Origin of the sequence: Endozoicomonas sp. ALD068, assembly GCF_049310145.1 — a bacterium.
Taxonomy (GTDB): domain Bacteria; phylum Pseudomonadota; class Gammaproteobacteria; order Pseudomonadales; family Endozoicomonadaceae; genus Endozoicomonas_A.
The window spans coordinates 3,567,004-3,588,294 of record NZ_JBLYNU010000004.1 but is presented as its reverse complement, the minus strand read 5'-3'; the positions used below and the strand labels follow the sequence as shown (position 1 = coordinate 3,588,294).

Annotated in this window: 22 protein-coding genes; 5 read left to right on the top strand and 17 right to left on the bottom strand. The window is 45.9% G+C overall.

Translation table 11 applies throughout. The features are described from left to right. Positions 1-54: 54 nt before the first annotated feature. Together ACO6V5_RS12590 and ACO6V5_RS12585 are read right to left on the bottom strand one after the other, a co-directional pair. A complete protein-coding gene (locus tag ACO6V5_RS12590) occupies positions 55-261 on the bottom strand; it encodes a type II toxin-antitoxin system PemK/MazF family toxin (RefSeq protein ID WP_422412340.1) in 207 nt (68 codons plus the stop codon). Beyond that, positions 209-442 carry an AbrB/MazE/SpoVT family DNA-binding domain-containing protein gene (locus ACO6V5_RS12585; protein ID WP_422412338.1) on the bottom strand — a complete coding sequence of 78 codons (234 nt, stop codon included), beginning with the start codon at positions 440-442 and terminating at the stop codon, positions 209-211. Before ACO6V5_RS12585 ends, ACO6V5_RS12590 begins: the two co-directional genes overlap by 53 nt. 354 nt (positions 443-796) lie before the next feature. Here ACO6V5_RS12585 and ACO6V5_RS12580 point away from each other — a divergent pair, with 354 nt between their 5' ends. Next, a complete protein-coding gene (locus ACO6V5_RS12580; protein ID WP_422137334.1) occupies positions 797-2,614 on the top strand; it encodes a hypothetical protein in 1,818 nt (605 codons plus the stop codon). 82 nt (positions 2,615-2,696) lie between these two features. Here ACO6V5_RS12580 and ACO6V5_RS12575 read toward each other — a convergent pair whose 3' ends face one another. The 6 genes from ACO6V5_RS12575 to ACO6V5_RS12550 form a co-directional block, all read right to left on the bottom strand. Beyond that, positions 2,697-4,076 (bottom strand): sodium-dependent transporter, encoded by a 1,380-nt coding sequence (locus ACO6V5_RS12575; RefSeq protein ID WP_422132719.1) that lies wholly within the window; start codon positions 4,074-4,076, stop codon positions 2,697-2,699. A gap of 171 nt (positions 4,077-4,247) precedes the next feature. Further along, a complete protein-coding gene (locus tag ACO6V5_RS12570; protein ID WP_422132720.1) occupies positions 4,248-5,129 on the bottom strand; it encodes a hypothetical protein in 882 nt (293 codons plus the stop codon). Positions 5,130-5,382: 253 nt separating this feature from the next. Then, positions 5,383-6,429 (bottom strand): DNA polymerase III subunit delta, encoded by a 1,047-nt coding sequence (holA, locus tag ACO6V5_RS12565; protein ID WP_422132721.1) that lies wholly within the window; start codon positions 6,427-6,429, stop codon positions 5,383-5,385. Further along, positions 6,426-6,989 (bottom strand): hypothetical protein, encoded by a 564-nt coding sequence (locus ACO6V5_RS12560; RefSeq protein ID WP_422132722.1) that lies wholly within the window; start codon positions 6,987-6,989, stop codon positions 6,426-6,428. The genes holA and ACO6V5_RS12560 overlap by 4 nt, the downstream gene beginning before the upstream one ends. 184 nt (positions 6,990-7,173) lie before the next feature. Further along, positions 7,174-8,046: an aspartoacylase gene (locus ACO6V5_RS12555; protein ID WP_422412335.1), complete on the bottom strand. Its 873-nt coding sequence runs from the start codon at positions 8,044-8,046 to the stop codon at positions 7,174-7,176. A 95-nt stretch (positions 8,047-8,141) separates the two neighbouring features. Beyond that, positions 8,142-9,032 carry a LysR family transcriptional regulator gene (locus ACO6V5_RS12550; RefSeq protein WP_422412333.1) on the bottom strand — a complete coding sequence of 297 codons (891 nt, stop codon included), beginning with the start codon at positions 9,030-9,032 and terminating at the stop codon, positions 8,142-8,144. A 290-nt stretch (positions 9,033-9,322) separates the two neighbouring features. On the opposite strand from ACO6V5_RS12550, the gene ACO6V5_RS12545 reads away from it, so the two are divergent. After that, entirely contained in the window at positions 9,323-10,618 is a 1,296-nt protein-coding gene (locus ACO6V5_RS12545) for an ankyrin repeat domain-containing protein (RefSeq protein ID WP_422412331.1), read from the top strand. Positions 10,619-10,673: 55 nt separating this feature from the next. Here ACO6V5_RS12545 and ACO6V5_RS12540 read toward each other — a convergent pair whose 3' ends face one another. The 3 genes from ACO6V5_RS12540 to ACO6V5_RS12530 are packed head-to-tail and all read right to left on the bottom strand — an operon-like array spanning position 10,674 to position 12,247. Further along, the gene (locus ACO6V5_RS12540; RefSeq protein WP_422442244.1) at positions 10,674-11,156 is read right to left on the bottom strand and encodes a zinc ribbon domain-containing protein; all 483 of its coding nucleotides are present in this window, start codon (positions 11,154-11,156) and stop codon (positions 10,674-10,676) included. Then, complete coding sequence (locus tag ACO6V5_RS12535) at positions 11,134-11,811, bottom strand: hypothetical protein (RefSeq protein ID WP_422492115.1); 678 nt, start codon at positions 11,809-11,811, stop codon at positions 11,134-11,136. The genes ACO6V5_RS12540 and ACO6V5_RS12535 overlap by 23 nt, the downstream gene beginning before the upstream one ends. 55 nt (positions 11,812-11,866) lie before the next feature. Further along, on the bottom strand, positions 11,867-12,247 hold the full coding sequence (locus ACO6V5_RS12530; protein WP_422442247.1) for an IS607 family transposase: 381 nt from the start codon (positions 12,245-12,247) through the stop codon (positions 11,867-11,869). A 396-nt stretch (positions 12,248-12,643) separates the two neighbouring features. Here ACO6V5_RS12530 and ACO6V5_RS12525 point away from each other — a divergent pair, with 396 nt between their 5' ends. Together ACO6V5_RS12525 and ACO6V5_RS12520 are read left to right on the top strand one after the other, a co-directional pair. Next, positions 12,644-12,895 (top strand): hypothetical protein, encoded by a 252-nt coding sequence (locus ACO6V5_RS12525; RefSeq protein WP_422132728.1) that lies wholly within the window; start codon positions 12,644-12,646, stop codon positions 12,893-12,895. 60 nt (positions 12,896-12,955) lie between these two features. Then, entirely contained in the window at positions 12,956-13,729 is a 774-nt protein-coding gene (locus ACO6V5_RS12520; protein WP_317142846.1) for a ferredoxin--NADP reductase, read from the top strand. 124 nt (positions 13,730-13,853) lie between these two features. Here the strand turns inward: ACO6V5_RS12520 and ACO6V5_RS12515 are convergent, their stop codons facing one another. The 5 genes from ACO6V5_RS12515 to ACO6V5_RS12495 all read right to left on the bottom strand — a co-directional run bounded on the left by ACO6V5_RS12515 (position 13,854) and on the right by ACO6V5_RS12495 (position 19,264). Continuing rightward, positions 13,854-14,882 carry a hypothetical protein gene (locus ACO6V5_RS12515; RefSeq protein WP_422132729.1) on the bottom strand — a complete coding sequence of 343 codons (1,029 nt, stop codon included), beginning with the start codon at positions 14,880-14,882 and terminating at the stop codon, positions 13,854-13,856. A 546-nt stretch (positions 14,883-15,428) separates the two neighbouring features. Then, positions 15,429-16,754, bottom strand: a complete 1,326-nt coding sequence (locus ACO6V5_RS12510; protein WP_422412103.1) for an ADP-ribosylglycohydrolase family protein — start codon at positions 16,752-16,754, stop codon at positions 15,429-15,431. Positions 16,755-16,923: 169 nt separating this feature from the next. Then, entirely contained in the window at positions 16,924-17,340 is a 417-nt protein-coding gene (locus tag ACO6V5_RS12505; RefSeq protein ID WP_422132731.1) for a hypothetical protein, read from the bottom strand. Between the two features lie 418 nt (positions 17,341-17,758). Further along, positions 17,759-17,968 carry a hypothetical protein gene (locus ACO6V5_RS12500; RefSeq protein ID WP_422132732.1) on the bottom strand — a complete coding sequence of 70 codons (210 nt, stop codon included), beginning with the start codon at positions 17,966-17,968 and terminating at the stop codon, positions 17,759-17,761. Positions 17,969-18,094: 126 nt separating this feature from the next. After that, positions 18,095-19,264, bottom strand: a complete 1,170-nt coding sequence (locus ACO6V5_RS12495; RefSeq protein WP_422132733.1) for a pyridoxal-phosphate-dependent aminotransferase family protein — start codon at positions 19,262-19,264, stop codon at positions 18,095-18,097. A gap of 151 nt (positions 19,265-19,415) precedes the next feature. Between ACO6V5_RS12495 and ACO6V5_RS12490 the strand changes: the two genes are divergently transcribed. Beyond that, positions 19,416-20,126 carry a DNA-3-methyladenine glycosylase I gene (locus ACO6V5_RS12490; protein ID WP_422132734.1) on the top strand — a complete coding sequence of 237 codons (711 nt, stop codon included), beginning with the start codon at positions 19,416-19,418 and terminating at the stop codon, positions 20,124-20,126. A gap of 188 nt (positions 20,127-20,314) precedes the next feature. Here the strand turns inward: ACO6V5_RS12490 and ACO6V5_RS12485 are convergent, their stop codons facing one another. Continuing rightward, the gene (locus ACO6V5_RS12485; protein ID WP_422137343.1) at positions 20,315-21,181 is read right to left on the bottom strand and encodes a hypothetical protein; all 867 of its coding nucleotides are present in this window, start codon (positions 21,179-21,181) and stop codon (positions 20,315-20,317) included. Positions 21,182-21,291 lie beyond the last annotated feature (110 nt).

Sequence of the window (21,291 nt, the reverse complement as noted above, 5' to 3'; positions counted from 1 at the left end):
AAACAAACAAAAAAATCCAGGACAATGAGTCTGAGCTTACATTGATGTGCCGACTTAATCGAAAATAGCCACTATTTTGGCTATCGCTTCTTCAACTGCATCAGGATCAGCTTTCTCTATGAATTCTAGTTCTCTCGAAATGTAGTCCAATGACTTGATCTGTTCACAAAGGGCAACTCCTGAAACATCTCCGCCATCAATTTTGACCTCAAAGGGCCAGCCTCTTATCTTCCTGACTAGGCTCAAAACTGTTCTCGTCATAACCATCAAACATTTGCTCCAAGGTGTATTTCATCTTTGGCTTTGATTCCTTCAGGAGAATTTCACCCTTTAAAGAATTTACTTCCAACCAGGAACCTTCACCTAACCCTGAAATAGAAAGAGCCTTAGCAGGTATTCTAACAGCAAGGCTATTACCCCATTTTTTAATTTGAACGATCATCTGGCCACTGGCTCCGAATAAAAGTATATACACAGGTATAAACTATAGCGCCTGTGCAAGTTAATACAAGCGTTCTTAAATTTGGCCACTTTTAAAACTACGAGTGCTCGAAATCGTACAGGGAACTGAATTTTAGTTTCAGGTCTCCAGCCCATGCTCAAGCACTAATCCTTACTGACTTTCATTTTCAGAGATGAGGTTGAGCCCGTTATCCGCCTTTTCTATTTAAAAGCGGAGTTAAAAGGGTGATCAGGTCAAGTCTGGCGGGTGCAGAAAATCTGTCGCTGCTGCAATAGATGGACTACGTTACTGTAGTGTTCAAACTAGGCAAGAAAGACGACAATGGGTAATTATATGGCTCGATTACCAACTGCTGCTTCCCTTGGCCTCATCATAATGGCTTGCCCCTGTTCAAAACTGCTGGCAGGAAGTCCTTTTTCAATGCCTGTGGTGGAGGAATTTGTCAGAGGAAAAACTACAAAAGGGTCTGGCTTCCTGGACGATTTAATTAACCATAATGCTTATACGGGGAAAATCCCTCCTTTTGTACCCAGCCCAAATAGCACCCATCTTATCTTTGCATTGAACTATGAAAATGAGCAAGGCGGAATAATAGCTGAGGGTTCAGAAGCATCGGACGGGGCTGGAGCGCAGCAGCCTCAGCCTTTAATGGATATTCCGCTCCCGCCAATGAATCATGCACAAATTACTGCCATTATCCTGGGATTGAATACGGGAATTGAAAACAACACCCTGAACACTATGTTGAGCTATATCCCGATAACCCCACCCGATGAGAGCCTGACAATTGCAAGCATGATTCAGCAAGTACAACAAGTTCTCCATATTTCGGCTGACAGTAACCAGAATGCAATGATAGGCGTTCTGACTAACATCATGGGTACCGAATCTCCTGTCGATATGACTAAGCCAGAAGATCAACAGAACCTGGCGATTTTGATGTTGAGCTACTACACAATCATCCATTCAAATGAAAGCCTCCCTCAGGTGGCTCATGCTTTATTTGACTCATTCCTGTTTCACGCCACTGGCTTGTCTGGTATTGAGAGACTCCATGCCGGAAAACGTGACCTTTTAGGTACATTAGCCTCAATAAACGATCACGATGTTTTAAAAGCAAATGTTAAAGAGTCTGCTTCCGTCTTCTCTGGGCTTAAGTTATTGGGAGAAATGCGTCTTAAGATTTTGCAACAATTGGGTGGTTCCCCAGAAGCTGAAAGTTCTGAGGCATCAGCAGACCCAATGTTATTAGCTGCTTACTCTCTGCTCAATTTTGAAGTTAATAAAAATTTAACACCGCTTTATCAGTACGGTGTAGAATCAGCTGAACAAATGTTAATGCTTATAGAAGAATATGGTGAGAAAGATCCTGAATCAGTTGCCTCGAATATGCAGTTCATGAGTTTCTTGTATGCCACAAGCCTGAATCTTGAATTTCTCTTTAAAAAAATCGTAAGCGCACATGTTGATAATATGCCGAGTTGTTTTAGCCAATCAGATACGGATGAAGACATGGTTGAACATTGTGTAACGATTTTCAGAAAATTAGAATTAAAGATAAGACTCAAAAGGGTATTAAACGCCTCAAATGAAAACCCTGGAAATGAAAACCCTGAATTGTTTCAAAAATTTCTTCTAGCCTTAGAAAAGTTCATAACAAATCAATTAGAAAAACCGTTTATTGGTAGAAGTGAATTCACGTGCACAATGTTAAGCCTTGGCACAATATTTGACAGAATGCAAATAAACTATGTTGTGGCAGTGTCAACTGCTGTGATGGCGATGTTTCCGCCAACTGTTAATACCAACGTCACTGAGCAGGTTCATGGAGCTATACAAAACAAGGCAGAAAAGAGAGATAAAGAAAAAGAGCTTAGCATCGAAGAGAAAGAGAAGGAGAGAAGAAAAGAAGAAGAGAGGATAAAATATCTGGAAAAACGGGAAAAATACCTGAAGGATTTCACTGAATGGTTCGATGCTAACTTTGATTCTTCTCTGGAAGAACTTTATGGTTCTGAGAATATCGAGGCTGTCAGAGCGAGAGTGGAAACGTTTTGTGGTTCTGAGAATATCGAGGCCGTCATAGAGAGAGTGGATGCGCTTTATGATTCTGGGGGTATCGATGCCGTCAGAGAGAGTTTTGGCTTTTGACGGAGTTTATTTTTAATCTTCTTCCTGTTCTTTCAGCCCGGTTGCTATTAGCAGGCTTTCCGGGAAATTTTTAAAAAGAAGATCAGAGATTGCTCAGGAAGAGTATCAGAATCAGGCCCGGGCAAATCGTCCTGATATACCAGGGCCAGATCTTCCAGAACAGGCTCTTCCGGATTTCAGGGAAGCCCTGACTCAATTCCTTCAGCAGGCGGTTCTGACGCATGATCCAGCTGCCATAAATGGCAATCATGAAGCACAAAACAGGTTGCAGATACTGAGTAGCGACTTTAACGGCCAGACCCAGCAGCGTCTCAATGTGATAAATGATTAAAACCGACAGGCAGGCTGAGATCACCGTAATGCACCAACTGGCGTAATGGCGACGAAAACTGAGCTTTTCAACCATATAGGCTACGGTTGGTTCTATCAGAGAAATCGATGAAGTCAGCGCGGCAATCGTTAGCAGCATGAAGAAAGCCAGCGCAACCAGCTGCCCGAGTATTCCCAGCTGATTAAATAAGGTTGGCAGTACGTTAAAAACCAGCGTGTCAGCACTGTGGAGCTGTCCGTTAGCGGTGTAAATCTCGATACCCTGCTGCATGGCAGCGAACATACAGGGAATGATCAGCATACCAGCCAGGAACGCCACTGAGCTGTCGACCAGCGCAACCTGGAAAGCGGTGAGTGGAAGGTTGGCTTTTTTACTCAGATAAGAACCGTAAACCATCATGCAGCCCACACCCAGAGACATAGAGAAGAAAGACTGCCCCAGGGCTGAAATCAAAAGCTGTTGGTTCAGTAGTTTGGAAAAGTCCGGAATCAGATAGACTTTCAAACCTTCTATACCACCGGGTCGGCTTAAAGCGAAAGCAATGAGCACAGACAAAATAATAAACAGGGCGGGCATCAGCCTGTTACACCAGCGCTCTATGCCCTCTTTAACCCCACCGATGACGATCAACGTGGTCAGAACCATGAAAAGCAGGGTGACCAGAGCCGTTGAGTAGACATTAAAATCGGTCAGCCAGCTGGCCGCCGCGTGAAGGCCGCCCAATTCGAAGATCGGGGCCAGAGAGAAACCAGTAAACCAGCCACCGATAATGCTGTAAAAACTGTAAATCAGAGTCAGGGTCACCAATCCCATAATGCTGGTGATCAAGCCCAGTTTTTTGACCCAGTTCCTGTTATCCAGACCGGTCATGGCAGTCACTGAGTTGGATTGACTGTATCGGCCGATAGTGAGTTCGGCCACCAGTGTGGGATAGGCAAGAAGGAATGAGAAACAGAGGTAAACCAGAACAAAGGCTGCGCCGCCATTTTGTGCCGTCTGGGTTGGAAAGCTCCAGATGTTTCCCACACCTACTGCGCAGCCGGCAGCGGCAATAATAAAGCTCAGTCTGCTACTGAACTGACCTCGTGTAGCCTGGATTTCTGGCAAGGTGGATTTACTCTGATCAGTCATTCCATTCAGGGACTGTTTGTCCGCCGACTTATTTTTAATACAGCCTGTTGATAACAGCTTCCTCGTTGTCTGATGCGCGGGCCTGATCTTTATGGGCCGACAACTGCGCCGCTGTAACAGCAAATCCCAAAGACTATAGCAGTGATTTTGAGGTTTGCTTTTCGTTTTTACCTACTTGTTGGGGCGAATGAACAGCAACGGTTTGCCTTTCTCCAGTACATAGGGGTAAGCGATGGTTTTGTTGTCGTCTCCGATACCCACCTCTTTGGGCGCCATGTAGAAATAGACCCACCCTGGCAGACGGGCACTCAGCTTCTGATAAAAGACATTCTCGCTGATGCTTTCCAAACCTTCACCCTGGGTGATGGACAGCCTGGGGAAAGCGTTATCATCATGGGCTGAGAAAAACCAGGCTGGCTCTCCCGCCATACTGAAATAGGAGAATGAAGGCGCATGGTCGACAGCAGTTGGAACCGGGATATACAGACTCAGAACACAGTTCATTCGGGCAAAAGAGCAGGTAGCACCGGTCTGTTCCAGGTACCACTGCTTGAAAGCCAGACCATTATGCTCGAAAGGTGTTTTGATCGGCTTGTACTTGTAATTCATGTCGTTGAGGATGGTCAGGGCGGAACGGGTCAGCATCAGCTCCATCGTTTCCCTGGCTCCGATCTCATCCTCGGCCATGGCGATGGGCATCCAGGCAAATAACCTGTGGTGATCATAATGGCTGGCACCCGGTACCGTCCATCCCCAGTAAAAGCGTTCAAAGGCGCCATAAGGTTTGACATTAACTCCCACCACACCGCTGGCAGCACCATAGGCCGGGTGAGAAATATTGCCCAGTTTGTAGTCCTCCAGCTTGCCTTCCTTGTTGTAAGCTCCGGCAGGTAACTGCTGGTCATACACCTGTTCAAGCATGCCGCCTGCATTAGTCAGGTTCTTGGCTTTGGACCATTTCTCGTTATAGGCCCCTTTATGGTTTGACATGTTGAAGGCACAGCCTGCTACCAGCAATGCAGCAGCTGCTCCCAGCAGGTTTCGAAAAATCATATCCATACACTCCTGTGCGCGGTTTCGGATCTCTCGAACCATCGGCCCTGCCATAGAAGCCTTTATAGAAGTTGTTCGCTTGTTGCAAATGCGTCTAGCAAGTGGGTTTATTTAGTGCAATAGGAAATTATAAGCGACTAATTAAAGGCAGAATGAGTCAACCGACTGAGATTGAATACTATTTTTAGCCAGAGGTCTGACGGTCACAGCTGTCTGTTTAATGTCATTAAAAACGTACCGATTGGTATAAAATTCAGGCTTGAAGAGGAGCAGGCATACCGGCCAGGAAAAGGCTCAGGGTCAATAATTCATCCCAGCAGTTGATTTTTTCAAGCCCTTTGACACCTTTGTCAATATGGCCAGTATGAATCAGCATCTGGCGAAAGGCACGCTCACTGTGACGACCCATGCATTTTTCCAGCAGGTTTTTACGCTTCTTGAGAATAAAGGATGACATGCCGTGAGTTTTGGCTGCCTGATCATAAGCCAGATTGGGCGGTGTGCCCCGGGATTTTAATCGGCTGAGGTGGCTGAGCAGTCGCACGTCACGGGCCAGAGCCCAGAGCACAATGGGTGGCTCAATGCCTTCGCTTTTCAAACCGCCGAGTATTCTGACCACAGACTTCGGGTCACCATTCAGGGCCGCATCAGCCAGTTGGAAAACGTCATAGCGGGCACTGTCAGAAACCGCTTCCCTGACGGTTTCCACTTCAATCTTTTTGCCATCCGCCAGGAGCTTCAGCTTTTCAATTTCCTGTGACGCGGCCAGCAGATTTCCTTCAATGCGTTCGCAAAGTAGCGAAAGAGCATCCTGACTGGCTTCAAACCCCTGACTTTTCAGACGTCGGGCAATCCAGCCCGGCAACTTGTCATGTTCAACAGGCCAGATCGGGATAAACAGTCCTTCCTGTTCCAGGGCCTTGAACCATTTTGCCTTTTGGCTGGCATTATCAAGCCGGTCGGTAATGATCAGTAGCAGGTTATCCGGAGAAAGATGTTTCAGATATTCCTGAAAAGCTTTTCGGCCTGCATCACCGGGCTTGCCATTGGGCATCCTGACTTCAAGAATTTGTTTTTCAGCGAACAGTGAGAGACTGTTTGCTGCTTCCAGAAAATCCCCCCAGTCAAAGTTATTGTCGACATGGTAAACGTGTCGCTCGGTAAACCCCTGCTTTCTTGCCGCTTGCCGGATTTGGTCACAGCACTCCGAGACCTGCAGGGGCTCATCGCCACTGACTATGTAGACAGCACAGAGTTGTCGCTTGAGTTGGGCGCCGAGTTGGTCGGGTCTGATGTTCATTGTTCCGCTTCACGCGCCTCTCGCTCGGCTTCGAGGGCTTTGCGGGCTCGTACTTCTTCCTGGCGAAGCACTTCACCGGAAATAGCAGCCACTCTGCGAACAGTGGTCAGCAACAGCTCCTGACGAAGTTGATCAAAGATGATGGCTTCCTCGCTCAGGGCCGCGTTGGTCTGGTTCTTGTCCTGGAACATGTAGCGCTCGTTGAAGAGCACAATGGGGTCAAAGAGTTTCAGGCCATCATTAGTGCTGAGCTGGTAGGTGGCTTTCAGGGTCAGCAGGCGTTCGTACTGACCGACACTGGCTTGAATCTCATCGCCTGTCGAACGCTCCAGACTCAACACTTGCAGGTGATAGTGGGCATTATCTGTGATCTCAATACCATTGAGCGTCAGGGCTTTTTTTAACTCCCTGACAAACGGCAGATCACTTCCTGAGACAGACAGCTGGGCAATTTCACTGGCAATATCGACCTTGCCTCGCAGCTGAAAGCCGCAGGCTGTCAGCAAACCGGTGATCAGTAGCAGGGGGAGAATGGCCCCTGTATGAAAGCGTCTTGTCATAATCTCTCCATTCCGGGCTCAGGACTCTTTATTGAGCTCATGGCTGTTTTAGCTCAAGGCTGATGAACTGCGACCAGAGATTGTGCCAGCAGTCGGACAGTATCTCAGGGGACGGCATGCTAGCATGACGTCCCTTAAAGGTTAACATCGGAATGCCTGCCTGTGTATCGTTGCCTTGAAGAGTTTAACCGTCTGGAACAACCGTTTTCCGGGTTGTCATGACAAAAGCCGTGTTCTCGTAATAGTACGCAGCTTCATTGATAAAGATGGGGTATCCGGGTTCACCCTGATAGGGAGTCACTGTGCCATCCATATTCTGAAACATCGGCATGCCTGGCTTCAGCTCCTCAAAATCCCTGTCCTGCAGAGCACTGTGAACCATGGCAGATATTTGTCCGTCGTCGTCTCTGGGATAAAAAAAACGATCCCTGACGGTATAAACTTCGGTGCTTGCGGGCCGGATATTGTCCCGTTCGTTTTCTGGCATTTGGGTGAAGTCGACCAGATGTTGGATCACTGATTCAGTGTCTGAAAACTGATCGTGTCGCAAAACGCCGTTGGGAATAGGGCCGACTTCAATGGTCACTGCGTAGTCGGAAAGGCTATTCAGCGTTCGGCTGAATTGGTTATCACGGTCACTCAGAATGATTTTTACTTCCGGCATCTGTTGTTGCACATAGGATGCTGCTTTGAGGTTGAAAGCGGCCTGATCTTTGATAATCAGCGTCATTCCCATGTTGCTGGTGGTACTGTGCAGATCGATGATAAAACGGTCATTATTGGCTTTGGGGCCGAGCAGTTGATTGATTTTCCGGGCTCGGCGGTGTTCATAGACCGAATCATCATCGCCGTTGAGAATGTCATCCGTAAAGGAACGATTCAGATCGGCATCCATAAATCGTCTGACTGCTTTATAAGCTTCAACATTGGCCAGCAGATAATCTACTGGAATGACGCTCTGTTTGAAACTACCGTCCTGTTCCAACTTCCTGATCAGGTTAGGCCCAATCAACTCGTTGCCATGGGTTCCGCCCACGATAGTGATTCTTTTAATCATAATCAGACCTTTGTTGCACTGGCTAAAAGACTAAACCCGGCTTCAGGTTTGTACAACTTCCTGAGAAGTTAAGAGCCCACAGACCTCTTATGTTCTCAAGGACTGGCGGTCCAGCTACGGCAGAGTTCAATTAATTCCCTGGTTCCCTGACTGATGTACTTTTGTCGGTGCATGATGAAATAGAATTGTCGGCTCAAATCTCTGTCAGGGATTAACAAAGGTATCAGACTGCCCCTTTTGAAAGCATCCTGAAGTGTAATTCTCGACAGGCAGCCAATCCCGAGACCGGCCTCGACAGCCCGCTTGATGGCTTCAGTGTGTTGCAACTCAATAACCACATTCAGGTTGGGCAGAATGCCGTGCATAGCTCGATCAAACGCCTGACGGGTACCCGAACCGGCTTCGCGGAGAATCCAGTCAGCACTCAAAAGATCCTGGTCTGTCAGTTGGGTTTTGTGTTCGAGGTCATGGCCCGGTGCGCAGAAGGCAACCAGTTCATCATCACACCAGGGAATGACATTCAGGTCATGGTGGTGTAACTCTCCTTCGATCAGTCCGATATCCAGATCAAAGTTAAGAACCTTCTCGGTAATATTGGCGGTATTGGCCACCTGCAGATCAATATGGGTACCCGGTTTGTCTCTCATCATTCGGGCTACGATGTTAACGGCCAGATAATTGCCTATGGTCAAAGTAGCGCCGACCCGGATCTGTCCTGTCAGAGCTTTGCTGAAGAGTTTCTGCTCAAGCTGCCGGGCCTTTTCCAGAAGGGCTTCGGCGTCCGGTCGAATCTGCTGGCCGAGGTCATTCAGCTGAATTCTTTTGCCAATGCGATCAAAGAGCTGAGTATTGAACTTTTGTTCCAGTTCTTTCAGTGCACTGCTGGCGGCAGACTGGGACATGACCAGAGCTTCGGCGGCGCGGCTAAGGTTCTGCTGGCGGGCAACCTCCAGAAAAACCTCCAGTTGTCGGAGAGTCAGTTTCATGAGCTAATCGATTTAATCGAATAATCTTATAAGAATTATCTGTTTTGCCAATATCCTACCCCTGACTGGTCTATTCCGGAAGAAAAAATAGTATGAATAATTGAACTTTTGGCCAACTTTTCTCTCAAACGTTCGATTGTGATGGATTTTTTACGCTCCGGGTAAGAAACAATCACTCAGATAGCTCAGGTGCCAGCACTTGGAGCGACTAGTTGTCGACCAAAGAATGTCTGCTATCAGTTGATATGATGGTTCGACATTGATCTAAAAACACAATAAGGGACTGACTAATGGATATAAGTTCACACACCTTCTCAATGGCAAATTTGAAACAATTGATTCTGGAATCGAGAAGTTTCTGTGATGACAGTACAAGAAAAATCAACAATTTGACTGAAGGTAATTTTTCTCAAGAATGTGGCATTTGCTTTAAGGGTGTTTTTGGCTCTCACAACGTCGTTGTTGCACACGTAACATACAATTTTTTTAAGTCCACCAACCCCAAACTCCATCTTTTTCATGGTTCCTGCCACAGGGAATTTGAAGAAAACCAGCAGAGTCTTGATTCCCGGAAAATATGCCCTATCTGTCAGGATCACCGTCTTCCGGAATTAGAATTTTCATCGGTGGCCCATGCCGTAGTATCTGGCCAGATAGACCACGCCCTGGAACTTATGGAGCATGAAGGCCCGGGCTCGAAACACTCATGGCAGGAAGCGAAGATGTCAGCCCTCCACATTGCAGCGATAAAGGGCGATCAAAATATAGCCAGATTACTGGCCGAGGATCCTGACATCGACGAAGATATTGACCCTGACGAAGGTATTGATGTCGCCGAAGAACTTGACATTGGCGAAGATATTGACGTTCAGGACTCAAAGGGCAAAACAGCACTACACTACGCAGTCAGCAATCATAATCTGGAGACGGTGAGAACATTACTGGACTTCAATGCTGGTGTGAACATCCGCGACGAGTGTGGCCGAACACCTCTGCATCTGGCTGCCGAAAAGCCTGAATGTCCTGATTTGTTTGCCCTTTTGATGGAGCATGGAGTCCGTTTCGATATTCCAGATAACGACGGTCACAGGGCAATTCACATAGCTGTTGATGCCGGCCATGAGTTGGCACTTGAAACTCTGATTAAAAACGGAGCCGATGTAAATGCAACTGCTCGCGATGGACGTACCGCCCTTCACTACGCAATGGTATTTGGTTTACATCAAGATTACCCTAAAACGAAAAACCATTTAGGCCTGGTCAGGATGCTGATCAATGCGGGGGCAAAAGTTGAGCTTAGTACCGGACAAGGGTACACAGCTTTTGACGGAGTCAATTATGTAAGAAATTCATCTGACAGGGTGGAAATTATTAAAGTGTTACTCTCGTCTGCTATCAATGGTTTTGCTGATATTAATGCACCGGCAGGTCATTCAGGTTACGACCCGGGTCGCAACCTTCTTGAATATGCACTCATTGCCAAGGACAAGGAAGCATTGCAACAACTCATTGACAGAGGAGCTCAAGTCACAGACAGCAACCGGGACAAAGTTGACTCGATTTTGAATGATCATAAGGATAAGTAACTCTTGATTAAAACCGCAACGAGCGCAACACTCGCTGTTATGGATAAGGTTCAAGCTACCTTGTCAAACACTTAAGAAAGACATTTCTGGCACCGTTGATATCACGATCAACGGTGAAGCCCTCACCCTTAATAATTTTGGAAGAACCTAATTTTTCGTCAATGGTCCCGTTCCATGATTGAGTCTTGGATGTATAGGCTTCGTTGCAATCAACTACATGCTTTCCATACTTTTTTGCGTACCACTTAAGCCGCTTTTTGAATTGGTAGTGATTGAGGTCAAGCATCTGGCGGCAGGTGTTACGGCGAATGGTGCGAACCTTCTTATCTTTGCGTGTGACCATACCTCTTGTCTCAAAGGTTGGCAAAAATACAACGTCGTAGTTCGACACCAACTCGAACGCCAGCCGGTTATGCAGATCAAGAACAATGTCATCCTTTTTGCATTTCAGCCGGTCAATTTCCCTGTTGAAATGAATAATCCGATCTCTTGCCCACTGGGGCATGTCGGGGAACTTAACGCCCTTCCGCGTGTTCACCGGGGTCAACTCCAACGCATCTAACCTTCCCTTGGATTTCGGGATTTAGCTCAATATGTTGTTGAACCTGAATGAACCAGCGACCTTTGTCGTAGGTTACGACACAAGACTTGCCAATCGCTTCTGCTGGCACATCTTCTGTCAGGTGAATCTTGCCAAGAGCCTGTATGCAGGGATTTAATCCCTTTGGCAAACGGTCAATAGAGAATGAGTGCCTGCTACCTTTGCGGCTTTTGAAACTGATTTCTGCAAAGCCCTCTTTAGCTCCCTTGAGCTTCTTGTTGTGCTTGCAGACCGCTTTGAATGTGGTCGCTGCCGCCAGTGTTCCATTATCAGAAACAATCGAGTTATAAGCCCTGCCACTTTCTTTTTGCTCTTGCTTCACTTGAGCTTTAATGGCGGGTCGCATGTTGATGAATTTTCCGCTGGCATCTTTATAGTCATCGTTGCGGAAACGCTCAACAGCAAGGTTGTACGACCTCCGATAGAGTATCAGGGCATCGTGATAGGCTTGCTCATTCTCTGGGTAAAACCTGATCTTTTTTGATGCTACTACCTTTGCGTCCTTTGCGTCTTTTAGCAGATCGCTTCCCGTAGTGGCTATTGCAGAATGAGGTAATGAAACCGATAAGTTCTTGGGTGTAGAATGACTCACTGGCGTTATCCGGGTCATCCAAAACCTCGATGTGTCCTCCCGATAATTCAACAAGTCATTTGATGAGTCCAAACCCTGATCGGGCAAGGCGATCTTTTGTGGCAACCACAATATGGGTTGGATTTCCGCACACCGCTGATTCCAGAATGGTTTGCAGTCCTTTTCGCTTAAAGTTGAAAGCACTGGCAATGTCGCTGATAAATTCTGCATCAGGGTGCTCTTTGAGTAAGATACGCTTTTGCGTGTCAATGCTGGATTTTTGCTTTCCAGAACTCACTCTTGTATAGCATATCTTCCTCTGCTGGTTAATGAATATGCGGAAGTGACCACCACTGGTTTGCTTCACTTTTTCGTAGTGACCGCTTTCGATCTTGCGCCTCATAGTTTGGCTGGTTACGCCTTCAATCTTGGCTAGCTTTGTAGTTGAACCCCACAAGATAAATTCACCTTTTGACGATTTATCTTGTGTCTGGCGTAATTGATTTTGCGATTGTTGCAATTTTATTTGACTGTTCATGATGCAGCAAAGTGTCAGGCAGAACCATCGATCATCAGGAGTGATAACAACCTTGAGTAATCTTATCGGGATCATTCAGCTGAAGTCTTTTGCCAATGCGATCAAAGCGCTGAGTATTGAATTTTTGTTACAGTTCTTTCAGTGCACTGCTGGCGGGCAACCTCCGGGAAAATCTCCAGTTGTTGGAGAGTCAGTTTCATGGGGTAATCGATTTAATCGAATAATCTTATAAGAATTATCTGTTTCACAAATATCCTACCCCTGACTAAGATATCCCGGAAGAAAAAATAGTACGAATAAATGAACTTTCGGCTAATGACGCTTTCAAAAAAAATCAGATATCTGTCCAAAAGAGCGGTAGATATTAAATTGTTACTCCCGTCCGCTATCAATGGCTTCGGTGATGTTAATGCACCGGTAGATTCTCGGGGTGGGAGCTTTCTTAAATACGCTCTCAAAGCTCGGGACATCGAATCGCTGCGAAAACTCATTGACAGGGATGCTCGAGTCACAGGAAAAGATCGCGAGGGAGCTGACCGCCTTTTGAATTATTACAAAGATAAGTAACTTTTCAGGGTACAGCAAAGTGTCAGAAAGAAAAATCGACCATCAGGAGTGACACCTACTATGAGTAATCTTATCCGGGAGACAGTGACCAGTGTTCATCACTGGAATGATACCCTGTTCAGTTTCACCACTACACGCAACCAGGGATTGAGGTTCAAGAACGGCCATTTCACCATGATCGGTCTGGAAATCGATAACAAACCTCTGCTGAGAGCCTATAGCATTGCCAGCGCCAACTATGAAGAAGAGATGGAGTTTTTTTCCATCAAGGTACAGGATGGCCCCCTGACCCAACACCTGCAGAAGCTGGAAGTGGGAGATGACATTCTGGTGGGCACCAAGCCTGTGGGGACTCTGGTAGCCGACCATCTGCTGCCCGGAAAGAATCTCTACCTACTCAGCACAGGAACGGGTCTGGCTCCTTTTATGAGCATTATCAAGGATTTTGAAATTTATGAGCAGTTCGACAATGTAATTCTGACTCACGGCGTTCGCTATGTTTCTGAATTGGCTTATCAGGACCGGATTGAAAATGAACTGCCAGAAAATGAATACTTTGGTGAGATGGTTAAAAAACAGTTGAAGTATTACCCAACGGTTACCCGGGAACCTTTCCGCAACCAGGGGCGCCTGACGGACTTGATGGAAAGTGGCAAGCTGTTTGCCGACCTGAATCTTCCTGAGCCCGATCTGGAAAATGATCGCTTCATGCTGTGCGGCAGCCCTGCCATGTTGAAAGATCTGTGTCGTATTCTGGATGAGCGTGGCTTTAAGGAAGCCCGTGGTGGAAATCCTGGGCACTATGTTATTGAAAGGGCTTTTGTTGAGAAGTAATTCCTTTCTGAAAAGGCGGCTGTTGTGAAAGTCTTTTGCTTGACCAATAGAGCGTTAAGCTGGGTCAGTTTTACAGGCTACTTTTGCGATAGCCTGTTCTCGATCTGCTATCAGTTATTATGTATTAATGGAGGGAACACCGATTTTGGGGTAGGGGAATTACACTGGTTCGAATATATTTTGAGGTATGATAAATATCAGGATTTGAGACTCTTTCTCTATCTTCAATGAATTCTCCTTCGTCATTAAGAAACATATCTGTTTCATATAAATCATGCCATATATCACTCCCACGTGGACATCCATCATATAATGATTGAAGCTTTGTTGCTTCATCTGTAGTAAGACCTTGAGCTATTGCCACCATTATTGGAAGTAAATGATTGAATCTCGCTAAATGAGCCAATTCAAGAGTGTTGTTGTTTGCCCAGGTTACACGCTTACGCAATAACTCATCGGTATAAAAAGGTACTAAATCCAAAGCCAGTTCTTCATTGTTAGTTTTAATGGCCAGTACCAGAGGTGTATTGTTTCCAAATTGCCTTTCTAATGTCTTTTGATTTGGTGTGATTAATAACTCATGGTTTGTTTTCGTTAGATGATTGAATAGGGCTTTTGATAACTTTATATCTCTGGCTGCAATGGCTGCGGTAAATGGTGTGTTTTGAAAGGGTGACGAGTCAAACTCCATTAGGGCAGATTCAATCTCATCTCTCTCCAGAAGTAATGCAATGAACTCTTCCCGTTCTTTTGACTCTAAAAGGTGTTTTGCTTCGATTTTTGGAGTATTGGTAATATCAACAATAAGCTTAAATAATATATTTGGAGTGAAGCCAGTCCCTTTATATGCAAAAGGATCTCCACCACTTTTCAGTAGCTTTACTGCCCTGGCCCAGTTAACTTTCACTACTGAAAGTACTTCTATAAATTTCTGTGTGACTAAATTTCTTCCTCTTTCCAGTCTTAAAGTCTTTGACCTTTGGGCTTTATCAGGAATAGGTATATATTTGAATTTCAGAGGATAAGGGGATGCTCTTTTCATTGATCGAAAAGATCGCATTCTTAACTTTACAGTATTTCCTTTATGAATAGGGTTTTTCTTGTCAAAATACCAACTTCTGTACAATGGATCATCTGGATGAGGTGGAGTCATATTGTCTACTTTATATCGTAAAAAATTATCAATATGTTTGATTTCTTAAGTCTTATAAAGTTCCAAAAATATCTTTTTAGTTAGTAATTCTAACGTTAAGTACTCAGCCATACGGAATCGAATATTTCTGGCTTATTGGGCAGGTGCTCTGCAAGGCGCAACGACGGGTACATAGCAAGCTATGTGACCAGAGTTGCAACGCAGTTAGAGTGCCTGAACAATAAGTCAGAAAATATGATTTCGTATGGTTGAGTACTTAATTGCTGAGTAAAAATATAACAGTCATTGACTTGTTTGCTTGCTTCAGAGGCCGTCGAAAAATGCTGATGTGATATTAACAAGTGGCTCAAAATGCTTATTTACTCTCTGTAATTAGCGGTTTTTCGACACTTTTTTCCCTGTCTCAACCCGTTTCCTCTGAGACTCTGGAGCGAAGGGGTGAGAGATATAGCCAGCTATAGAGGTACGGCGATTGAAGCTGATAAGCCTTTGTTTTTATGCACTGAAGTACTTAATTGATTCATCGATTAGCTCAATATTCTTAATTCACATTGACTGGCTCCGACAGGCACAATTACTCGCACCTGCCTCACCTTCATCCTCATCATCATCGACCAGATAATCCAAGGCATTGGGGTTTATTGCAACCCACTCCGGCAAATGGTCAAGCAACTCCTGTAACAGTTTCAGCTCCTGCCCTGCACCAAACTCGCTTCGTCTGAAACCACCTTCCCGCAGAGCACTGAGTGCCATTAACATTGCCCCAATCGTATCCTGGTCTATGGTAAATTTTGCTACCTGCTGCAGCAATGAATTCTGGGATCTGTCACCGGTAAAAAGAAAATACAGGACGGCCGCTGCAGAACTGGGGGCCCAGGTTCCTCGAAGCTTTGTGTCACCAGTCTTTTTTCGGGATCTCTCTGCACCAGAGCTGGAAGGCAGAAGGAGATTTAACTCAGCCATAACCTCCCCATGATCAAGCTTGCGAGCATGCGTGTTTTGCAGGATTTGTTGCTCAATAATCCTCAGGCATTTCAAAACTTCCGGGTCAGTTACCTGTCTATAAATGCGTTGTAAGGTGATTTCGGCCAGATCTCTGTTCGCAGTTCTTGAATCACGATTTTCAATCATGACCCTCGCTGCAAGGGCGATAGCGACAGCAGCCTGCATGGCCTGCTCATGGTTATGACTGACCTGAACCGTTTGTCGAACGCGGCTGACAAAATCCTCGTCACTGATATAGGGATCATGATCAAGGATAGCCACAATCGTAGCAATTCCCATACAGCCGCCATTACCAGAGGAGCCTTCTGCTTTCCCTGATCTTGTACGAAAACTCTGACCGGAAAGGTCGAGAACCTGATCCCTGGTTGTCAGAGTGCCATTTCTGAATCCCTGAAAGAAAGTTTTTAACAACCGAGAGTGAAAAGCACCGTATTCGCTTAACACCACATCCATCGAATCTTCCATATTTAAATGAAAACGCTGCTCTTTGGGAAATGCAAAAAAACACTGGCATTTAGCCAGCCTGACAGCATCAAACTGTGCACCTTTACCTTTTTTTTGATGCTGTTTTTTAGGGCGATCAGAGCTTCGGTAATAATCCAAAAAGAACTTGTAAATCGCAGCCGCTTTGTGAGTGTCATCCGTAAATAGCTCACGCCTCCCAGCTCCATAGCCGTAACGAACGGTCCCCTTGCAATCCCCCAGGGCAGTGCCAAGCAATGCCAGCTCTGCATTGGTCGGCGTAGCAGCAAATGCAGGCATTATGAGCAGGAAAAAGACTGCAAAGCACATGCACTGAGCAATGAAAAATTGAAGATTAACTGATTTATACCAACATTCTGGATCAGCTCGTCCCAGGTTAGTCATTAGATACATTCCTTATATTAATTCTGGTAAGGGAATAATAGCGGTTGTTTTAAGTCTTGCCACCCGGAAGCCAGTAGGCAATGTAAAAACATAGAGGACAGCAACGGCTGGTCAACAAAGGCTTTATAAGCCCTTTTCTTCAGGGTGGGTAGCTGAGGTGCGGATGTTTTTAAACCGACTCGTCGATTAGCGCGATTGTATCTTGTAGTTCTTTGGATAAATTTAATTCTTCACACCGTCTAAAAAAGGGTTCGTATCCACTCATTATTGTTCGTATTTTAATAAGTATTGTTCTCACTTCATTTTCTATATCACTTGTAGTCATTGCATCAAATTCGGAAAAAGCATAGTCGAGACTAAAACCGTGAGCTATTTCAGTAACTTGAATTGCCATATCAATTTGCATTTCCATACTCATTTCAGTTGGAGCTGTTCTTTGTGAAATTCGAAAAAATAATTCTTTTGGTGTTATGGGATTGGGCTGGCGACGACTTAATAATATAGAATGAAAAAATCTTAGGTGTGCCATGAGTTTAATCAAACCTGAAGCTTTGCTAATGTTCTGACAAAAATCCAGCTGTGTCATTCCTGATCTCCGGGAGTCTACAAGCATCTTGTCATGTAACTTCAATATTGAAGCTTCTGAAAAAGATATATTGCCAAGTACGATAAATAACAATACATACAGTTTTTTCCTGGCAATCATTGGATTAATAACTCGTCTGTTGGATAACACTACGACATAATACTCATGCTTCCATGCGGAGGAAAAAATATCAGTCTTTTATACAAATCATATTTGCAAGACCTGGTGAAGATACATTAAACGCACAAGCGGGTGTCCCCGAGCTGCTTTTCAGACAAGCAGCACCGACGCTGGCAGTCTGGCCGTATGATAGAGCGAGTCCGTCCGTATCAGCTGGTATCAGACTTAGAATCCATTGGCAGGCGAGCAGCCCGCAACTGGAGTACCGTCTGTCAGCAAATAGATTTATGCCGCAGGATTACTGCTTTATTTTTTCTTTAACATCATCGTATACGCCTTCGAGTCCGGCTCTTTTACCGAATTCAAAGTCAAACCAGGCTTTATCGGCAAAGCGGGGATAGTCCGCTTTCACATAGGCATAATCCGGTCCAACGAGCATTTCAAAATTCCGTGCGAGGCCGACGATCGCAACCAGAGTCAGTAAAATAATTGCCAGCAGCTTGAACATACTTCTTACCCCAACGAATCTGTTTCTTCGATATTAGCAGAATGATTCTTCCAGGCTCGGTGTACTGTTGAGAATTCTCTTAACAAAATTCAGGCCTCCCTCAACGGATGAAGGAGACCCAGGGCATTAGTTCTGTGAGCGATAAAATGCCAGTGCAGCGGCCGCTCCGTTTTCATCAGAACCCAGAACCGCCTGCAGGGCACCCAGACAGCACAGAACATGGGTCTGGTCGGCGCTGCAGCCCATCAGCCCTATCCGCCAGACCTTTCCAGCCAGATCACCAAGGCCTGCACCAATTTCCAGGTTGTACTTTGATAAGAGTTCACTTCTCACCCGGGCGTCGTCGATACCATCAGGAATCCTGACCGCATTCAGCTGGCTCAGACGTTCATTTTCAGGAACAACCAGTTCCAACCCCATGGCTTCAAGACCGGTTGCCAGGGCCTGATGATGAAGCTTGTGGCGGCGCCAGGCGTTTTCGATACCTTCTTCCTGCAAAATAACCAGAGCTTCGTGGAGGGCATACATGGCGTTGACAGGCGCAGTATGGTGATAAGCCCTTTTGGCCCCCTTACCCCAGTATCCCATGATCAGATTCATGTCCAGGAACCAGCTCTGGACTTTGTGCTTGCGGCTGGCAATTTTCTCCACAGCTTTTTCGCTGAAGCTCACCGGAGATATACCTGGCACACAGGAGAGACATTTCTGTGTGCCCGAGTAGATAGCATCGATACCCCAGGCATCTACTTCCAGCTCAGATCCACCCAGTGAAGTGACCGCATCAACGATGGTAAGGCAGTTATGCTCTTTGGCCAGACGACAGAGTGTTTCTGCATCAGAGCAGGCACCGGTAGAGGTTTCTGCATGAACGAAGGCCAGAATTTTGCTGTCCGAGTGAGCCTGAAGCGTTTTTTCAACTTCAGCCACATCAACAGCACGACCCCATTCACCCTGAACAATAACGGGTTCGCCACCTGCCCGCTCGACGTTTTCTTTCATACGGCCACCAAAGACGCCGTTAATGCATACCACTACCTTGTCGCCTGGTTCGATCAGGTTGACAAAACAGGCTTCCATACCGGCAGAGCCGGGTGCGGAGATGGGCAGTGTCAGGGCATTGCGGGTCCTGAAGGCGTACTGAAGCAGCTCCTTGACCTCATCCATCATACGGACAAACTCAGGATCAAGATGACCGATAGTGGGTCGGGACAGAGCCTCTGTAATTCGAGGGTATACATCTGAAGGGCCCGGGCCCATCAGTGTTCGTTTGGGCGGATGAAATGATTGAATGGTCATGTCTTGTTCTGCTGTTGTTGACCTTTTGGTCAGGTTTATGACAAAGGGGTGTGTATGTAATACACATTTTATCAGTAACTATCAATGTTCAATTTTTTTTGAGCACTGTATACACTTTTCGGCAAACCTTTGCCAGAAATATGGAGTGGCCATGAAGCCAGAACGCTATGATGTCATCTTTGAACGTGCCTGTGAACGCAAGGGGGGAGAAGCAGCCGTTGAATCCTTGCTGGTAAAACCCCTTTCCAATGACCAATTAAGAAGTATTCCGGATGACCGCTATCTTGCAGAACTTACCCGCAAGGTTTTTCAGAGTGGATTTGTCTGGAGAGTTGTGGATCAGAAATGGCCTGACTTTGAGGAGGTATTCTGGGGTTTTGATATTGACAAGTTGCTGATGATGCCTGACGACATGCTGGAGCGAAAAGCAACTGACCCTAAAATTATTCGTCATCTCAAGAAGGTCTGGAGCATCCGGGAAAATGCCCTGATGATCCATGATGTACGACAGAGAGAAGGTAGCTTTGCACAGTTTGTCGCGCTCTGGCCTGAAGATAATATCATTGGGCTTTGGGCCTATCTGAAAAAACATGGCAGTCGTCTGGGCGGCAATACCGGCCCCTATGCCCTGAGGGCATTGGGCAAAGATACCTTTCTGATGACACGGGATGTTGAAGGCTATTTTCGTGCTATGAAAGTCATTGAAGGCAGTGCGACCAGTCAGAAAAGCCAGAAAGCCATCCAGTTATTCTTCAATCAGCTCAGGGAGACCAGTGGTCGATCGTTGGCCGAACTTAGCAGAATATTGGCTTTTGGTGTCGGTGATAACCATGTTCAGGCGTTGGCTGACATGGCACACTGAATAAAATTTTATTGGTCAGCAAAGTATCACGATTGGCCGTCCTCCATCGGAGCCACAGCCTGCCCTACCTGCCCTGAGAATAAGTCAGATCAAAATGGCACCGCCATGCTAAGCGGGTATACATCAGTAGGCAAGTTTCTGAAGAAATAATGTTTTTCAGGGTCCTTCTGACTTCTCAAATCAGAACGCTAAATATCACCCAGCATATTTTTGAGATGAAAGCGTCCGATGTCCAGCTCCGGTGTCCAGAAGTCTACTTCGTGCAGGTATTCCATCTTGGCGCTTAGCTTTTCCAGTTCGGGTTTGATTGCTCTTGAACGAAACAGAGGGTCATTTACCTGTCGGACAATACAATCAGCGTAGGCTTGGTAGGTCTCTGACTTGTCTTCTTCAGGGAGTCTCAGGGCCTGCTCGAGGTCACGATAAGTTCCGATAAAATCACCATCAAGGAGTTTTTCTTTGGCTTGTTCACGGAAATAGGCCGTGGTCACTGGAATGGCAAACATAGCCAGATCTTTTGACCAGATGTGTTTCAGCCTGAGAGCTTCAAGCTGACGTATGATGTTTTTAAGCGGAACCTGATTTTCAAGTTCATGGTTCAACAGGCCCAGCCAGGAGCTTATTTGAATTTCATCAATGGCCTCGGTAAATTCATGGGGGGCATCTCCCAGGGCATAGAAACGCTCTATGGCCTTAATAGCAGGAACAAAACTTCCGTTACCATAATGAATCATCACCGCAATAAAAGCGGCTTTGCCAGCAATCTTTAGCTTCTTTTTCCCTTTGGGCTCCTCACTCCAGCGAATGAGAGAGTCCTGAATGGCCGAATTATTGGCGCGAATATAATCCAACTCCTGATTAATTTGTTCGGGCGAGTATTCATTGACCAGCATGAAACAGAAAAGAGATTCCAGCAGCTTGATCTGATTCTGGGCAACGGCATCCTTGAGTTTCTGACTCAGCTCGGCCCGAGTCATTTTTTCTGATAGACCCGGGTAAGGGCTATTGCTCTCTTCTGGCATAACGTTTTCAATGGGTTCAGCTGCTTTATTCATGGTTCCTTCCGGTCTGTCACACCTTAAAAAACACTCTGTTTTGCAGGCGATGTGGCTTATATCGGCCATATTTCCGGTATCTGAGAGCAGCTTGTCAGTTTATGCCTCTT

Bases quoted from the DNA above. Each gene is read 5' to 3' on its own strand.
- ACO6V5_RS12590 (WP_422412340.1), bottom strand. From the start codon at position 261: ATGACGAGAACAGTTTTGAGCCTAGTCAGGAAGATAAGAGGCTGGCCC.
- ACO6V5_RS12585 (WP_422412338.1), bottom strand. From the start codon at position 442: ATGATCGTTCAAATTAAAAAATGGGGTAATAGCCTTGCTGTTAGAATA.
- ACO6V5_RS12580 (WP_422137334.1), top strand. From the start codon at position 797: ATGGCTCGATTACCAACTGCTGCTTCCCTTGGCCTCATCATAATGGCT.
- ACO6V5_RS12575 (WP_422132719.1), bottom strand. From the start codon at position 4,076: ATGACTGATCAGAGTAAATCCACCTTGCCAGAAATCCAGGCTACACGA.
- ACO6V5_RS12570 (WP_422132720.1), bottom strand. From the start codon at position 5,129: ATGATTTTTCGAAACCTGCTGGGAGCAGCTGCTGCATTGCTGGTAGCA.
- holA (WP_422132721.1), bottom strand. From the start codon at position 6,429: ATGAACATCAGACCCGACCAACTCGGCGCCCAACTCAAGCGACAACTC.
- ACO6V5_RS12560 (WP_422132722.1), bottom strand. From the start codon at position 6,989: ATGACAAGACGCTTTCATACAGGGGCCATTCTCCCCCTGCTACTGATC.
- ACO6V5_RS12555 (WP_422412335.1), bottom strand. From the start codon at position 8,046: ATGATTAAAAGAATCACTATCGTGGGCGGAACCCATGGCAACGAGTTG.
- ACO6V5_RS12550 (WP_422412333.1), bottom strand. From the start codon at position 9,032: ATGAAACTGACTCTCCGACAACTGGAGGTTTTTCTGGAGGTTGCCCGC.
- ACO6V5_RS12545 (WP_422412331.1), top strand. From the start codon at position 9,323: ATGGATATAAGTTCACACACCTTCTCAATGGCAAATTTGAAACAATTG.
- ACO6V5_RS12525 (WP_422132728.1), top strand. From the start codon at position 12,644: ATGACGCTTTCAAAAAAAATCAGATATCTGTCCAAAAGAGCGGTAGAT.
- ACO6V5_RS12520 (WP_317142846.1), top strand. From the start codon at position 12,956: ATGAGTAATCTTATCCGGGAGACAGTGACCAGTGTTCATCACTGGAAT.
- ACO6V5_RS12515 (WP_422132729.1), bottom strand. From the start codon at position 14,882: ATGACTCCACCTCATCCAGATGATCCATTGTACAGAAGTTGGTATTTT.
- ACO6V5_RS12510 (WP_422412103.1), bottom strand. From the start codon at position 16,754: ATGACTAACCTGGGACGAGCTGATCCAGAATGTTGGTATAAATCAGTT.
- ACO6V5_RS12505 (WP_422132731.1), bottom strand. From the start codon at position 17,340: ATGACACAGCTGGATTTTTGTCAGAACATTAGCAAAGCTTCAGGTTTG.
- ACO6V5_RS12500 (WP_422132732.1), bottom strand. From the start codon at position 17,968: ATGTTCAAGCTGCTGGCAATTATTTTACTGACTCTGGTTGCGATCGTC.
- ACO6V5_RS12495 (WP_422132733.1), bottom strand. From the start codon at position 19,264: ATGACCATTCAATCATTTCATCCGCCCAAACGAACACTGATGGGCCCG.
- ACO6V5_RS12490 (WP_422132734.1), top strand. From the start codon at position 19,416: ATGAAGCCAGAACGCTATGATGTCATCTTTGAACGTGCCTGTGAACGC.
- ACO6V5_RS12485 (WP_422137343.1), bottom strand. From the start codon at position 21,181: ATGAATAAAGCAGCTGAACCCATTGAAAACGTTATGCCAGAAGAGAGC.